Annotated in this window: 14 protein-coding genes and 1 riboswitch; of the genes, 4 read left to right on the top strand and 10 right to left on the bottom strand. The window is 45.0% G+C overall.

From position 1 onward, the window contains the following. Nucleotide 1: 1 nt before the first annotated feature. Nucleotides 2-1198 carry a putative lipid II flippase FtsW gene (gene ftsW / locus NI464_RS09420; protein ID WP_004281069.1) on the top strand — a complete coding sequence of 399 codons (1197 nt, stop codon included), beginning with the start codon at nucleotides 2-4 and terminating at the stop codon, nucleotides 1196-1198. Here ftsW and NI464_RS09415 read toward each other — a convergent pair. From NI464_RS09415 to NI464_RS09385, 7 genes are all read right to left on the bottom strand, one after another. Continuing rightward, a complete protein-coding gene (locus NI464_RS09415; protein WP_253138228.1) occupies nucleotides 1187-1447 on the bottom strand; it encodes a zinc ribbon domain-containing protein in 261 nt (86 codons plus the stop codon). The genes ftsW and NI464_RS09415 overlap by 12 nt on opposite strands. A 57-nt stretch (nucleotides 1448-1504) precedes the next feature. After that, nucleotides 1505-2425 (bottom strand): tRNA glutamyl-Q(34) synthetase GluQRS, encoded by a 921-nt coding sequence (gluQRS, locus tag NI464_RS09410; RefSeq protein WP_253138227.1) that lies wholly within the window; start codon nucleotides 2423-2425, stop codon nucleotides 1505-1507. Nucleotides 2426-2427: 2 nt separating this feature from the next. Further along, nucleotides 2428-2955 carry an RNA polymerase-binding protein DksA gene (gene dksA / locus NI464_RS09405; RefSeq protein WP_004281072.1) on the bottom strand — a complete coding sequence of 176 codons (528 nt, stop codon included), beginning with the start codon at nucleotides 2953-2955 and terminating at the stop codon, nucleotides 2428-2430. 210 nt (nucleotides 2956-3165) lie between these two features. After that, the gene (cpdA, locus tag NI464_RS09400) at nucleotides 3166-3978 is read right to left on the bottom strand and encodes a 3',5'-cyclic-AMP phosphodiesterase (protein WP_253138226.1); all 813 of its coding nucleotides are present in this window, start codon (nucleotides 3976-3978) and stop codon (nucleotides 3166-3168) included. After that, nucleotides 3975-4610 (bottom strand): NUDIX domain-containing protein, encoded by a 636-nt coding sequence (locus NI464_RS09395; protein ID WP_253138225.1) that lies wholly within the window; start codon nucleotides 4608-4610, stop codon nucleotides 3975-3977. The genes cpdA and NI464_RS09395 overlap by 4 nt, the downstream gene beginning before the upstream one ends. A gap of 76 nt (nucleotides 4611-4686) precedes the next feature. Then, nucleotides 4687-6582, bottom strand: coding sequence for a phosphomethylpyrimidine synthase ThiC (gene thiC / locus NI464_RS09390; protein WP_253138224.1), 1896 nt, complete (start codon nucleotides 6580-6582; stop codon nucleotides 4687-4689). A gap of 88 nt (nucleotides 6583-6670) precedes the next feature. Beyond that, nucleotides 6671-6803, bottom strand: a riboswitch (TPP riboswitch). A 108-nt stretch (nucleotides 6804-6911) separates the two neighbouring features. Then, complete coding sequence (locus NI464_RS09385) at nucleotides 6912-7943, bottom strand: hypothetical protein (RefSeq protein ID WP_253138223.1); 1032 nt, start codon at nucleotides 7941-7943, stop codon at nucleotides 6912-6914. A 291-nt stretch (nucleotides 7944-8234) separates the two neighbouring features. Here NI464_RS09385 and abuO point away from each other — a divergent pair, with 291 nt between their 5' ends. Then, nucleotides 8235-9593: a multidrug efflux outer membrane protein AbuO gene (gene abuO, locus NI464_RS09380; RefSeq protein ID WP_253138222.1), complete on the top strand. Its 1359-nt coding sequence runs from the start codon at nucleotides 8235-8237 to the stop codon at nucleotides 9591-9593. Between the two features lie 91 nt (nucleotides 9594-9684). Then, on the top strand, nucleotides 9685-10404 hold the full coding sequence (phoU, locus tag NI464_RS09375; RefSeq protein ID WP_005108465.1) for a phosphate signaling complex protein PhoU: 720 nt from the start codon (nucleotides 9685-9687) through the stop codon (nucleotides 10402-10404). Nucleotides 10405-10464: 60 nt separating this feature from the next. Here phoU and NI464_RS09370 read toward each other — a convergent pair whose 3' ends face one another. Then, nucleotides 10465-12267, bottom strand: coding sequence for an ABC transporter ATP-binding protein (locus NI464_RS09370; RefSeq protein ID WP_253138221.1), 1803 nt, complete (start codon nucleotides 12265-12267; stop codon nucleotides 10465-10467). 151 nt (nucleotides 12268-12418) lie between these two features. Between NI464_RS09370 and NI464_RS09365 the strand changes: the two genes are divergently transcribed. Further along, nucleotides 12419-13039: an alpha-ketoglutarate-dependent dioxygenase AlkB family protein gene (locus NI464_RS09365; protein ID WP_253138220.1), complete on the top strand. Its 621-nt coding sequence runs from the start codon at nucleotides 12419-12421 to the stop codon at nucleotides 13037-13039. A gap of 63 nt (nucleotides 13040-13102) precedes the next feature. Here the strand turns inward: NI464_RS09365 and ruvX are convergent, their stop codons facing one another. Further along, complete coding sequence (gene ruvX / locus NI464_RS09360; protein ID WP_253138219.1) at nucleotides 13103-13546, bottom strand: Holliday junction resolvase RuvX; 444 nt, start codon at nucleotides 13544-13546, stop codon at nucleotides 13103-13105. After that, on the bottom strand, nucleotides 13539-14093 hold the full coding sequence (locus NI464_RS09355) for a YqgE/AlgH family protein (RefSeq protein ID WP_004281085.1): 555 nt from the start codon (nucleotides 14091-14093) through the stop codon (nucleotides 13539-13541). The genes ruvX and NI464_RS09355 overlap by 8 nt, the downstream gene beginning before the upstream one ends. Nucleotides 14094-14737: the final 644 nt, after the last annotated feature.

The raw sequence follows: 14737 nt of genomic DNA, 5'->3' as shown, positions 1-14737 counted from the left end.
TATGGCTGGGTTTGCTCAGACTACGATCAATAAATTAAATCAATTTTATACGCAGTGGATACCTAGAATACCTGCTGAAGTGAATCCACGGAATGTATTGATTTTCTGTGTGTTGGCTTTGCTCTGCATTGGTTCGATCATGGTGGCATCGGCCTCGATGCCCTATGCAGAACGTATGCATGAAAATCCGTTTCACTATATTAGCCGACATGGGATTTCGATTTTTGTCGCTGCCGTAGCAGCTTTTCTGGCTTATAAAATCCCCTTAAAAGTCTGGTTTAATAACACTTTCTTTTTGTGGATTATTACCATCGTACTTTTGGTGGCCGTGCTATTTGTCGGGACGGAAGTCAATGGTTCCAAACGCTGGATTCGGATCGCAGGCTTTACCTTACAGGCTTCGGAAGTCGCCAAAGTGATGATGGCAATTTTTACTGCAGACTACGTGGTGCGCCGTGCGGAAGAAGTACGGAATAATATCAAGGGTCTGGTCCGTTTAAGTGCCATCATGGGTGCTACCGTCGGTTTGATTATTCTCGAGCCTGACTTGGGTGCAACCGTGGTAATTACCTTAACCATGCTTGGCGTGTTCTTTCTGGCGGGTGCGCCGTGGATTCAGTTCGGTGTGGCTTTTATGACCTTGGTCGGCGCATTTGCTGCCGCGATTCTGTTGGAACCGTATCGTCTGCAACGTCTGCTGTCTTTTTCGAATCCTTGGGAAGATCCCTTAGGCACCGGTTATCAGCTCTCTAATGCCCTTATGGCCTTTGGCCGTGGGGAATGGGCAGGGGTAGGCTTGGGGCATAGTATCCAGAAAATGTCTTATTTGCCTGAGGCGCATACCGATTTCATGCTGGCAATTTTGGGTGAAGAATTTGGCTTTTTAGGCATTTCAACCATCCTGATCTTGTCCTTCACCATGCTGGTTTGCTGTATCCGCATTGGACACCGCGCCTTGCAGCATCAATATTTGCGTGCCGGCTATCTGGCTTATGGCATCAGTATCATTTTCCTGTTACAGATTCTGGTGAATGCCGGTATGAATATGGGCATGTTGCCGACCAAGGGTTTGACCTTGCCATTTATTAGTTATGGCGGTTCATCCCTGATTATCTGTGCGGTCATGATCAGTCTGATTCTGAAAATTGATTCGACCACGCGTCAGGTCAATCCAAGCCGCGAAGAATCAAGCTTCTAGATTGGAGTTTCGTCCTGGCTCTGGCTGAGCATGGTCCAGTACTGTGCTCGGCATTGCGGTTCCACAATTGGAACAGGTCACAAAAGCAGATTTAGGCTTGGAAAGTGGAATCAAGGGTATAAAAAATAAAGAAAAATAATTACGCTGCTGTTTTAGCTCATAGCCCGAATGAGTACGGCAGACCGGACACAGAAACTGGCTTTTCTCAATGGTTTTGGTTTTAGGGCCGACGCCAAAAATAAAAAACATACTCTTCTTCCTATCTATTTTTCATTGTAGAAGTCTAGCTTAAGTGAAAAGCTGTTTTTATAAATAGTGACCTTGTAGCTCAGTTGTATGTGGAATCAGCTCAATGTCCCATTGTACTACCGCCTGTTGCAGCATCCGATCGGGAGTGTCCAAATCAACTTCAGCCTGATGCAAAGCCTGAAGTGCCTGTTTTAATAATTGGGGTGCCTGAGTTAAATCCAGTGCTTGGGCCAGATTTTGTTTCGACAGTTTTTGTCCCTGATCATTCATTGCCAGCGGCAGATGCATATAGCTCAGCTGCGGATAACCGAGTAACTGTCCCAAATAGATTTGTCGTTCGGTATTATCTAAAAGATCAGCCCCACGTACCGCATGAGTCATACCTTGCAGATAGTCATCGACTACTACAGCCAGCTGGTAATTCATAATGCCGTCACGACGTTTTAAGACAAAATCGCCCAGATCTTTTTTCAGTTCTGAACAGTGCTGACCTTGCAGCCGGTCTTCAAAACAGATTTCAACATCTTCAACTTTTAAACGGATGGCCTGATGCTCAAAAGCCAGACCCAAGTTGCGGCAGGTATCCTGATAGATATGGTTGGAACCGAGCATTTTACGGGTACATTGACAGGCATAGACTAGGTCTTGCTGACGTAATTGCTGGATGACGTCTTCGTAAATATCTAAACGGTCTTTCTGGAAAATGATTTCGGCATCAGGTTCAAGCTGAAAGGCATCCATGGCACGCAGGATATGCTCTTCGCTGCCGGGATAAATGCGGGGAATATCGGTGTCTTCAATCCGGACCAGCCATGTGCCTTGATTGGCTTTGGCATCGCAGTAACTGGCAACTGCGGTAATGAGGGAGCCAAAATGCAAAGGGCCGGTTGGTGATGGCGCGAACCGGCCCACATAAGCCATCCTGTTGTCCCCCTCCTTTTTTAAAGGAGGGGTTAGGGGAGGATTATTTACAGACATACTTAACCGTTATTTTGCTTCTCTTTGATCTCTGCAAGGGTTTTGCAGTCAATACATAAAGTAGCCGTTGGACGTGCTTCTAAACGACGCAAGCCAATCTCGATACCACAAGTTTCACAGAAACCATAGTCATCATTCTGGATTGCTTCGATCGACTGTTCGATTTTACGAATCAGTTTACGTTCACGGTCACGGGTACGTAACTCAATCGCAAACTCTTCTTCCTGAGTCGCACGGTCATTCACATCTGGAAGAGCAGTATTTTCGTCTTGCATCGTATTCAGGGTACGATCCACTTCTGACATCAACTCAGCTTTCCAAGCCAGCAAGATTTGGCGGAAATGCTGAAGCTGACCTTCAGACATGTATTCTTCATTTTTTTTAGGTTGATAAGGTTCAATACCAAATAAGCTAGCAGTAGAACCACCGTCAGTCGTTTTAGGCTTAGATTTGCGTACGCGCTTTGCAGCTTTCTCTTCTACAACATCAGTTTGATTGTCTAAGACTTGATTTTGGTTGTCATTCGCCATTTAGGGCATTCCTCATCTATGCGTATGATTGCTACGCAAAAAATATGGTGATATGCAGTTTTTTATCCACCCTGTAGAAAGATTATCCTCCTATGGGGGCCGTCATCATATAGACTTTTTATGCTTATTGATAGTCTTTGATGTCTGGACTATGCATATCACATTTCCTTTGGTTGCAATAAAGTAATGCAAAAAAAACAAATTGAAAAGTTAATAACCTGAAATTTCGGTATTAATATTTTGCTGGCTCAATGCCACCCGTTCAATATAGGTATCAAACTCACCATTTTGTTGCAAATGTAATACACGATAACCTGGTGCCGCCTGATCTAGCGCGAAATCTTCACTTTTAGGTTTAAACTGCACACTGGTCGATGGCGTGGATAAAAAGTAGATGCCATGCCATTCGTTGCAGGAATCCTGATGCACATGACCAAACAGAACCAGCTTGATATTATGATGCCGAGCCAGTACATCTTTCAAATCTTCAGCATTTTTCAGCCGGTGCTGATCAATCCAGTGCGATTTCATCGCAAAAGGGTGATGATGACAAGCGATGATGACATGCTGATGCTTAAACTCAAGCAATAATTGGTTCAATTGATCAAGCTGAGCTTGTTCCACCCAGCCATCAACCTTGCCTTGAACCGCACTATTCAACAAAATCATGGTCCAGCTACCAAAATGAATCGCATGTACCTGATTGGCATTCTGATGAAACGGAAAGATCCGGGTGTCATCATGATTACCCGGAATCTGATAATGCGGCACGTTTAAGGACTGGATAAAGTCTAAATAACGCTGATAAGTTCGTTCCACCGGCACCTGGGCCAGATCACCGGTATGAATCAGCGCATCCATTTTGCGAAAGCGCTGCTGAATCTGCTGCATCACCTCATGAAAACTCTGCTCGGGATTCATCCGGGCAAATTCCAGCTCTTCCCGGTCCATCAAATGGGTATCAGAAATCTGGATAATGGTCCAATCCGGCTGTGTGCTTATGCTTGACTGCTGAAAACTCATGTCTTTCCCCTTAGACATATTCCTGCAGTATGAATATGTTGTTGCAACCATTGCAAGGCCATAATGACAGGCGCATTTCTTAAGCGACCATTCGTGAGCAAGGACGGAATATTGGCATAATCCAGAATATGCAGCTGGATATTTTCCCCTTCATCCGGCATGCCAAAAATACCGCCCTGTTCAGGCAATTCGGTCTGGGCCACATATAAATGAAATAATTCGGAACAGGCACCTGCGGAAGGATAGAAGCTGAAAATGTGCTGCAGCTCATCCAGGGTACAGCCTGATTCTTCGAGTGCCTCGCGGCGGATACATGCTTCAGGCGCTTCATTGCCATCCAGAACGCCAGCAATCACTTCGAGTTGCCAAGGAGAATCGACATCGTCCAATCCACCAATCCGAAACTGTTCAATCAGGCCGAATTTCTGCTGTTGATGGTTGTACATCAGTACACCCGCTGCTTCTGGCCGGTGAATCAGCTCACGTTGCAAAACAGGGGTTGAGCTTTCCTGATTAAATAAACGGTGTTTCAGGCTGACTTGTTCTACCTGAATAAATCCCCGGTACAAGAACTCACGTGCCTCTACGCTAAAGTCTTTTTTATTATAAGAGGCCTGTTTAATAATATTCATATGCTCAGATAGAATGAATTGATTTATTTTCATCCTATCTGAGTTTTTTTTGAAGACAACTGTTTTTTTTACAGTTTTATAGTTTGTGGTATAAATTTTGACCAGAGTTGTGGAAGCTGGCTTTCATCTGATCCATACCCGCTTCAATTTCGGCCTGAGAGCTTGCCGGCTGATCAGGATTGGCCTGTTGACTGGCATAATCACGAACATTCTGGCTAATCTTCATTGAACAGAACTTTGGTCCGCACATGGAACAAAAGTGCGCGGATTTATGCGCGGCTTTCGGCATGGTTTCATCATGCATGCTGCGCGCCGTGTCCGGATCCAGACTCAAGTTAAACTGGTCTTCCCAGCGGAACTCAAAACGCGCCTTGGACAGGGCATTATCCCGGGCTTGCGCACCAGGATGACCTTTGGCCAGATCGGCTGCATGTGCAGCAATCTTGTAGGTAATAATGCCGTCTTTGACATCCTTTTTATTGGGTAAACCGAGATGCTCTTTCGGCGTCACATAACACAGCATTGCGGTGCCGTACCAGCCAATCATCGCGGCTCCTATTGCCGAAGTAATATGGTCATAACCCGGTGCGATATCGGTGGTGAGTGGCCCCAAGGTATAAAAGGGTGCTTCTTTACAGACTTCCAGTTGCAGATCCATATTTTCCTTGATCATATGCATCGGGACATGGCCCGGGCCTTCAATCATCACCTGAACATCATGCTCCCAGGCACGGTGGGTCAGTTCGCCCAAAGTTCGAAGTTCGGCAAATTGCGCTTCGTCATTGGCATCCTGCACACAGCCCGGACGTAGGCCATCGCCGAGACTAAACGATACGTCATAAGCTTTCATGATCTCGCAGATTTCATCGAAATGGGTATACAAGAAGTTTTCCTGATGATGTGCCAGACACCACTGCGCCATGATCGAACCGCCACGCGATACGATACCGGTCAAACGGTTGGCAGTCAGCGGTACATATCTTAAAAGCACGCCGGCATGAATGGTGAAATAGTCCACACCTTGTTCAGCCTGTTCAATCAGGGTGTCTTTAAAGATCTCCCAGGTCAGGTCTTCGGCCACACCATTGACTTTTTCCAGTGCCTGATAGATCGGTACGGTTCCAATTGGTACAGGAGAGTTGCGGATAATCCATTCCCGGGTTTCATGAATATTCTGGCCGGTCGAGAGGTCCATAATCGTATCTGCGCCCCAACGTGTCGCCCAGGTCATTTTCGAGACTTCTTTTTCGATACTTGAACCGAGTGCAGAATTACCAATATTGGCATTGATTTTGACCAGAAAATTACGCCCGATGATCATCGGTTCCAGTTCCGGATGATTGATATTGGCCGGAATAATCGCGCGGCCGGCGGCGACTTCCTGACGCACAAATTCTGGCGTAATTTCAGTCAGGTTTTTTGCACCAAAATTCTGGCCCGGATGCTGGCGCATATCGACACCATCGAGTTGACGTAGGTTTTCACGAATGGCAATGTATTCCATTTCCGGTGTGATAATGCCTTGCTTGGCATAATGCATCTGGGTGATGTTGCGGCCGCATTTGGCTTTGCGTGGTTTTTGAATATGCGCGAAACGGATCGCAGCGGTACGGATATCGCGTAAACGCTGGCGGCCAAATTCAGAACTGAGCTGATCCAGAATTTCACTATCGTTGCGCTGCTCAATCCAGCTTTCACGAACATTCGGCAGACCTTTATTCAGGTCAATCGTCACATCGGGGTCGGTATACACACCCGAAGTGTCATAGACCATCAAAGGTGGATTATGTTCGCCACCCAGACCGGTCGGGGTTTCACTTAAGGAAATTTCCCGCATGGGTACCTGAATATCAGGACGGGAACCTTGCAGATAGACTTTACGTGAAGCGGGCAGAATCCGTGTTAGATCACGGGCTTCCTGTTCATGAGCGGAGAGAGAAGTTTCAGAAGAAAGATTCGTTAACTGGTTCATGGCTATGATCCTTATGAATGACATCAACGAATCAAGCACGACCAAAAACGTAGGCAGATTTATCCTGAACAGATAAAGCAAGGGTTGAGTTTTTAGCTGGCTTGATTCCTACGCAGGTATTAACCTGATCAGGTTCAACGGTACTCATGCTCAATTCCTGATAATGATAAAAGGAATCACATGATCTCAGCGAGGCATTACTCGCGCTCCGTCAAGCGAGGCTAAAGCTTAGCTCAGTTTAGGCAGAATAAACAGGTCTAAATCGCTCAACTTTAAGCGAGGATTGATTTAGACATGGTCCTACTGATTGAAGGTGAAACTGATCCCAACTAGATACAGATGGCATCGGTAAAGCAGTCCTTATCGTATTTTTGTGAGGGCGGACTGATCTGGGCATAGTACAGAATCTGTTCTGCTTCCGAACGGTTTCTATAATCGGCAGGCAAGGTTTGCTGGCGCTGTTCCGGAGTCATGTCCAGAAATTCCAGAAACAGGCGTGCCTGTGTGGACAGCATGGATTTCTGGCCACTCGACAGCCCGATAATGGTTTCCAGATGACTGGTATCCACGGCATAACGATCGTGATAATCTTCCGACACCGGGGATTGCTCGGTACCTCTAAACAGGAAATAGGTATATTGCTTCAGCAGATATTCAGCATCGCGTTTATAACTGCTATTCGGATAAGTCTTGAGATAGTCTTCCCAAAGCAGACTGCGGGCTGCAATATCAGCGGCTTCAATCTGCAGGCGTTTTTCCACCAGCACCGGTTCCATATTCTGTTCCGCCAGATTTTCAATAAAGGCTTTTTCAGCGGCCGGTAAATAAGGGGCAAAAATACGCGCCAGATATTCCGGACTGCGGCGATAATGTAAAGTGCCATCCCCCAGATCTACCAGTTCTACATAAGCCTGCCCCTTGTGTTTTAACAGATACTGGTCACGTGAGGTGAGCTGTTGAAAATGCGCATGCTGAATGGTCGGATGCTGGGCCATTTCCAGTGCATACTGCTCAAAGGCGCGTTGCTGGAACTCGGTGCGATCCACCTTTAAAAAGCGCTGATACATTTCGGTAGAGCGCTGCATCAGGTGCTTCTGCTCCGCCAAGTCCATCAACGGCAGGCATACTTTAAGATCCTGATTAATCTGCTCCAGCGCAAACGTCGTGCGCTGGTCATTAATCTGGGACATATTTTTTTCAATATTCTGGCACATGAGGCTAAAGTCATTGACTGGACTTTGCGTTTGCTTTGCCTCAGTCTGTTCGACCTGGATCTGTGGATCTGAAGGCTGTTGGCAGCCCCCAAGAAGCAGCACGCTACCAGCAATCAAACAGGCTTTGAATATCGACGGGAATGGCATTAACACTATGCTTCAGGACTCTGTATATAGGTGAATTCAGAAAATAACGGCCTTACTGGGAGGTATATTGTATAGATCAAATTAAAATACTATGTTTAGTATTGTGAATTGCTTTGTTACATTGCAGACAGAGATCTTGAAAATTGAATTAATCGTGAATAAAACGCGATAGTTATATTAAAAAGTTAATAAAAATCATACGTAAAAATGCAAAAAATCTCTTTAGTATGGCTTAGCTTAAAGCGCCAGCATTTTTTGATCTGAATGGCTGTTAGGGATGAACACTATAAAATGAAACTAAAACTCAGTGTCATGGCGGGGATATTGGCAAGTAGTCCGGCAGTTTTTGCACTGGATTTGCAAGAAGCCTATGCGCGCGCCCAGCAAAATGACCCGAACTGGCAGGCGAATGTGTTGCAGTATCAGGCCGATCAGCTCAATCTGGGGATTGCCAGCGGCAATTTGCTGCCGACCGTGTCCCTTTCAGGCAATGTCACCCGTAAAAACCAGTCCGTCAACAACTCAGAGTCTGAAGGTTTGCCTGCTGAATTTGGTGAGTTGCAAAGTTCCAGTACAACCAGTCGTCAGGTGGCCTTAACCGCACGCCAACCTTTATTTCGCTGGGATGCCTGGCAAGGTTATAAGCAGGTCAAGACCTCGGTCGAACTCAGTGAAGTCAATCTGCGTCTGCAAAAACAGCAGCATATTTTACAGGTGGCCGAAGCCTATTTTAATGTCTTGCGGCAGCAGTCTTTGACTACGGCTTATTTACAGGAAGAGCAGGCGCTGTCTGAACAGTTACGCATGATGAATGCTAAGCTGAAAGAAGGTTTGGTGGCGCGTAGTGAGGTCAGTGAAGCCAATGCCCAGTATCAAAGTGCCCAAGCCAACCGGATTTCGACTCAAGTTCAGCTGGTACTGGCCCAAGAACAGCTGGCACAGTTAATCGGCCCTTATCAGGAAAATCTGGCGGTATTACGCAACGATTTCCAGTTCCAGAAACCGGTTCCAAGTGATATGCAGTCCTGGACCGAATTAGCACAAAGCCAAAATCTGAATATTCTGCAAGCGCGTCTGCAAAAGCGCTATTCTGAAGATGCCAAACGGGTCGAACAGGCTGCGCTCTATCCGCAGGTCGAAGCGGTCGGAACCTATGGCTATTTAAAGCAAAGTCCGGCTACGATCATGTCCAGCAATGGAGATTTCGACCAAATTGGGGTGGAGGTGAACTGGAATGTATTTAGCGGTGGACGCACGCAAAAAAGTATCCGTCAGGCCGGCGTTAATGTGCAAAAAAGTGAAGCGCAACTGGATGCGGCCATCCGCAAAGCCAATACCGATGTGAAACAGTCTTTTATGCAAGTAGAAACCGATCAGGCCAAACTGAATGCACGTAAAGCCGCGATGGACTCTTCGGAAATTGTCTCACAAGCGTCTAAAGCCCAATATCAGGAAGGCTTAAAAACCATGGTTGATGTATTGCTGGCACAGCGTAATGCCTTTTCCGCCAAGACCGATTATTTAAATGCCAAATATGATTATCTGTTGCATGTGTTGCAATTGCAGGCTTCGGTCGGGCAGTTGACCGAAAAGGAACTGTCAGAGCTGAATGCCTGGCTAATTGAATATGATTTGCCTCAGGCTCTATGAGGCTACTATTGTCATCAAACTTTCATCATAGATATGCTTTAATATGATTTATTATTGATCATTGTCCTCTATCGTTCAGGAGTAGCTTTCCTTGTGTCCAAATAATCCTGTATTAAGTCATCACATTTCTTCGCAATTTAATGAAGAATTGCAGGACGTAAATACCAAATTCATGACGATGGGCGGACTGGTAGAACAGCAGGTAGCTAATGCCATTCATGCCCTATTGGACACAGATGTCTCAATGGCAGTAGATGTGCAGTTTCAAGATAATGTCGTCAATCAGATGGAACGAGATATTGATGAAGCGCTGACCCTGATTCTGGCGCGCCGTCATCCTGCCGCGATTGATTTACGTATGGTGCTTGCCATGTCCAAGGCCAATACCGATCTGGAACGGATTGGCGATGAAGCCTCGAAAATAGGCCGAATTGCACAAAGCTTATGTGAAGAGGGCGGCTCACCGCGCGGTTATATGGAAACCCGGCATATTGGCAACCAGGTGCGGGTGATGATTCATGATGCACTGGATGCTTTTGCGCGTCTGGATGTAGATCAAGCTTTGAAGGTCATGTTGGCAGATGCGGATATTGACCGTGAGTATCAATCAGCCACACGTACGCTTATGACTTATATGATTGAAGATCCGCGGCATATCAGTCGTGTCATCAATGTATTATGGGTGCTGCGTTCGCTAGAAAGAATTGGCGATCATGCCCGGAATATTTCGGAACAGGTGATCTATATGGTCAAAGGTTTTGATGTGCGTCATACCAGCGTTGAAGAAATTGAACAGAAAGTTCAGCGTTAAACGTTCCAGACTTAAATAAAAAAACCTCCAGCTCGGAGGTTTTTTATTGGGATAGAAAAGCTAACTATGAGTTTCTTCCTCAGCATCATCTTCAAAAGTTTTGGCAATTTTTTCAATATTTAGGCTCTTGGCCATCGCATCAAAGATTTCCTTATATACGCCTTGCTGATGATAAAGCTGATCGTGTTCACCATGTTCAGCAATCGTTCCTTCTTTCATCACATAGGTATAATCTGCATCAATAATCTGCGACAGGCTATGCGAAATGATGATCACGGTACGGCCTTGCTTGATCTGGTCCAGACTTTGTTTGATCTGTTCCGTGGCAATTGCATCCAGACTCGCCGTCGGTTCATCCAGAAAAATGATTGGTGGATTTTTCAGGAACATCCGTGCCAAGGCAATCCGTTGCTGCTGGCCGCCAGACAGCATCAAGGCATCGCTGTCATAGCCATCCGGTAACTGTAAAATCTGCTCATGAATCGAGGCTTTTTCTGCCGCTTCAATTACATCCTCCATTGAGGCAGTAGTTTTGCCGTAGCGGATATTGTCAAAGATGGTGCCCTGAAAAATATGGTTTTTTTGCAAGACCAGACCAATATGATCGCGTAGATATTGGGTGTCATAATCTTTCAGGTCAATGCCATCCAGTTTGATCTGGCCTTGCTGTGGTTCATAAAATTTATCCAGCAAACTGATCAGGGTGGATTTTCCGGCACCCGATAAGCCCACCAAGGCGGTAATTTTATTGGGACGAATTTCCATATCAATATCTTTCAGGGCATGGTGGCCGTTTGGATAATAAAAATTCACGCCACTCAGTTCAAATTTTCCTTGGACAATCGGTTTCTGCTGACCGCTTTGTTCAATTTCATCATCTGCTTCCAGAATCTTGAAAAAGCTTTCTGAATAGATCATGGCGTCATTTACTTCATCATAAATCCGGTGCAGGGATCGGATTGGGGCAGAGACATTATTAAATAGCAACACATGAAACATGATCATGCCAATACTCATCTGGCCATCCAGCACAAAGTAGGAGGTTAGAATAATGATGAGTACAATCCCGATCTGTTCCAGAAAAGTTTTCAGGCCATCAAACAGGAAACTGGTCTGGCGGGTTTTCATCTGATTGTCGGTCAGTTCACGCTGTAAACCGAGCTGCTTTTCCGATTCAATCGATTCGCGGTTAAAGGATTTGATTACGGTAATCGAGTTGATGATGCTGAGAATGCCCTGACTCTTTTTCTCCCGACCATCGCGAAGACTGCGGCGCCAGCCCCCCAGCTTTTGCGCCTGTTTATAGGTCAACCAGAAATAGATCGGGACAATGGCAGTCGCGACCAGACCGACATAAACATTGGCATAATACATTAACCCCAAAGCCACAATGGCACTGGTAAATAACGGTAAAATATCAATAAAGAAGATCTGAACGAGACGGGTCAGTGAACCAATACCACGGTCAATCCGGGTCTGTAATTTACCGGCCTGGTTATTTTCCTGATTAAAAAATTCCAGACGATATTTTAAAAACTTTTCAATAATCCCTTGGGCCAGATCCTGAGAGACAAAAATCCGCAGTTTCTCTCCATAGAACTTCTGCCCGAACTGGACAAAGGCATTGATAATTTCTTTGCCAAGCAAAATCGCCGAAATCGTGATCAGAATATGCCAGCCTTGCTCCAGTCCTTGACCGGTTTCGAGTAGCGAATTGATGCTGTCGACTGCATATTGCAAGGTAATGGCATTGACCTGTGCGGTGAATGAACCGATCAGGGTCAGAATCAGCGTGGCAATCACCAGCAACCGGTAAGGCTGAACAAAGGGACGAAGTTTCTGAAACAGCTGCCATAAGTTCATAAAAGGATTATTTTTATTGTGAAAATTGAATTCAGTCTAGGCAGGAATTAGGCAAGCCACAAGCATAAATGTTGTAGTCATTTGTGAAGAGCAGTTGTAATCTTTTAGGTCGAATGTCAGTATTTTCATGTGGATACTGGATCTGATTGATATGACGCTCGATTTATTTGCACCCCAGCCGCAAGCCAATGTATTACCTTTTGATGGGGTAGTAGAAGATTATGGCCTGATTTTGGATCAGGAACAAAGCCAGCAGTATCTACAGCATTTTCTCAGTCAGCTGGCCTGGCAACATGATGAAGTGCATTTATTTGGCAAGCACCATGTCACCGGCCGCCAGGTGGTCTGGTATGGCGATGAACATTATCAGTATCGTTATTCTGGTACGCTCAAACAAGCTCAGGTATGGACACCCGGATTATTCCGTTTAAAGCAGCATATTGAAATTCTGGTCGGTCATCCCTTTAATTCCTGTCTGGCCAATTTGTATGAAGATGGTTCTCAAGGCTTGGGTTGGCATAGTGATGATGAACCGGCGCTATATACAGGCACTTCTCGGGAAAATGTCATTGCTTCTCTGAGTCTGGGAGCCACCCGTAAAATGAGCTTTAAACATAAAACCCACAATGAGAAAGTCGATGTGCTGTTACATAGTGGACAACTGATTGTGATGCGTGGCGCGACGCAGCAAAACTGGAAACACAGTATCAGCAAAACCAGCAAAGTTTTAACACCACGAATTAACCTGACTTTTCGTTATTTTTATCCTTAAGAAGCATTTTTGAGCATAAAAAAGCACCCTAAAGGATGCTGATTTAAAAATTTTCAAAACAGATTAAGGCGTGATCCCGGCAGGATGACGATACCAGCTTTCGATCAACAAGGCAGCCGCAATACTGTCGGCAGAGAGTTTTTTGCCGCGACCTTGAGCCTGATAATGCTCCAGTTCATCGCGTGCTTCACGGGTGGTCAGACGTTCATCCACCATCCAGGTTTCAATATTGGTCTGATGACGTAAACGGCGGGCAAATTTTCGCGCCCGTGTCGATAGTTCGGATTCACTATCATCCATATTCAGCGGCAAACCGACCAGAAATAAATTCGGTTGATGGCTTTTCACGATTTTGAGCAGTTCATCCCAGTTGGGGATACCATCTTTCATGGGAAATAAGGGCAGTGGATTGGCACTTGCAATCAGGGATTGTCCAACCGACATTCCCATTTTTTGTGTACCGAAATCAAACGCCATAATGGTGTATGGCGCGTTTACATCAAGCATGTCCAATCTCGGAAGATAACCAGTTGCGGTCTACACCCATTTTTTTATAGGCAGCGTCCCAACGGTCGTTATAAGGGAGGTTAAAAATCAGATCCATATCGGAATCACAAATCAGCCAGTCACCACGGGCAATTTCCTGTTCCAGCTGGTGTTTGCCCCAACTGGCATAACCGAGGGCAATCTGATAGCGACCGACCCCTTCATTATGCGCAATGGCATCCAGAATATCTTTGGAAGTGGTAATGCAGACATTTTCACCTACGGCGATGGAGGAATGCCAGGTCGGCTGACCAGTATGCAAGACAAAACCGGCCTCAGGGCGTAAAGGGCCGCCTTGTAATACTTCATGCGGATTGACATTGTCTGCTTCAATATCAAGATCATTCAGCAATTCTTTAATTTGAATGCCGGCAGGTCGATTGATAATGATGCCTTGGGCACCATCTTCATCATGACGCGCGAGATAAATGACCGTCTGTGCAAAAAAATCATCATTCGCATGCGGTGGTGCAATCAGACAACGATGTGTCAGAAACTGTTTGGTCACCTGAGCAGTTCTCCCAAAGTCAGTATGCTATGCAGTCTGAAAAAGTGAAGCATGGCCTACGGGCCTAATTGTAATCACTCAAACAGCGGCTTTCTTCCTGCTAGTTATCCCATAAAATGTTTAGGCTGACAACTTGGATATGGGGTAAATCAGGCATGAACAGGTTAAGGCCGGTTTTAAAATTCCTTTTAAAAAGACCTTCAGTGATTTTATTTAAATGATGGGAGGTAGTTTTAAGCGTTTTTTATTTATGCTAAAACAGCCAGATAAACCGAGTAAAAACTTACTTAAATTTTAATAAAAAATATTAAATATATTGTGGTGGAATGAATTAAATAATAACAATAGATCATTCATGGTTAAAAGTAGACTATATATAGTTTCTTGCTTTTAAATAGAATTTATCTGAAAACTAAAGGCAAGTTATTACAATCTCAGCTCATTAATTAAGCTCTAACTATATTTCGATACATAATTTCTAGTGATTAAAAAATGGTCAATATTAGATAACAAACTATAATATTTGTTTATTTATGTAATAAATTTGCGATATATTAGATCTCTTGCGAAAGTTAATTTAAGAGCGTCCAGTTCACCATTCCAGCAATTAAATTCATTCTTAGACCAAATCGTTTCCGTCTATT

The organism is Acinetobacter lwoffii, assembly GCF_024129685.1.
Lineage (GTDB): Bacteria > Pseudomonadota > Gammaproteobacteria > Pseudomonadales > Moraxellaceae > Acinetobacter > Acinetobacter lwoffii_X.
Note: the sequence above shows the minus strand (reverse complement) of the source record. Positions and strands in the feature narration are given on the sequence as shown.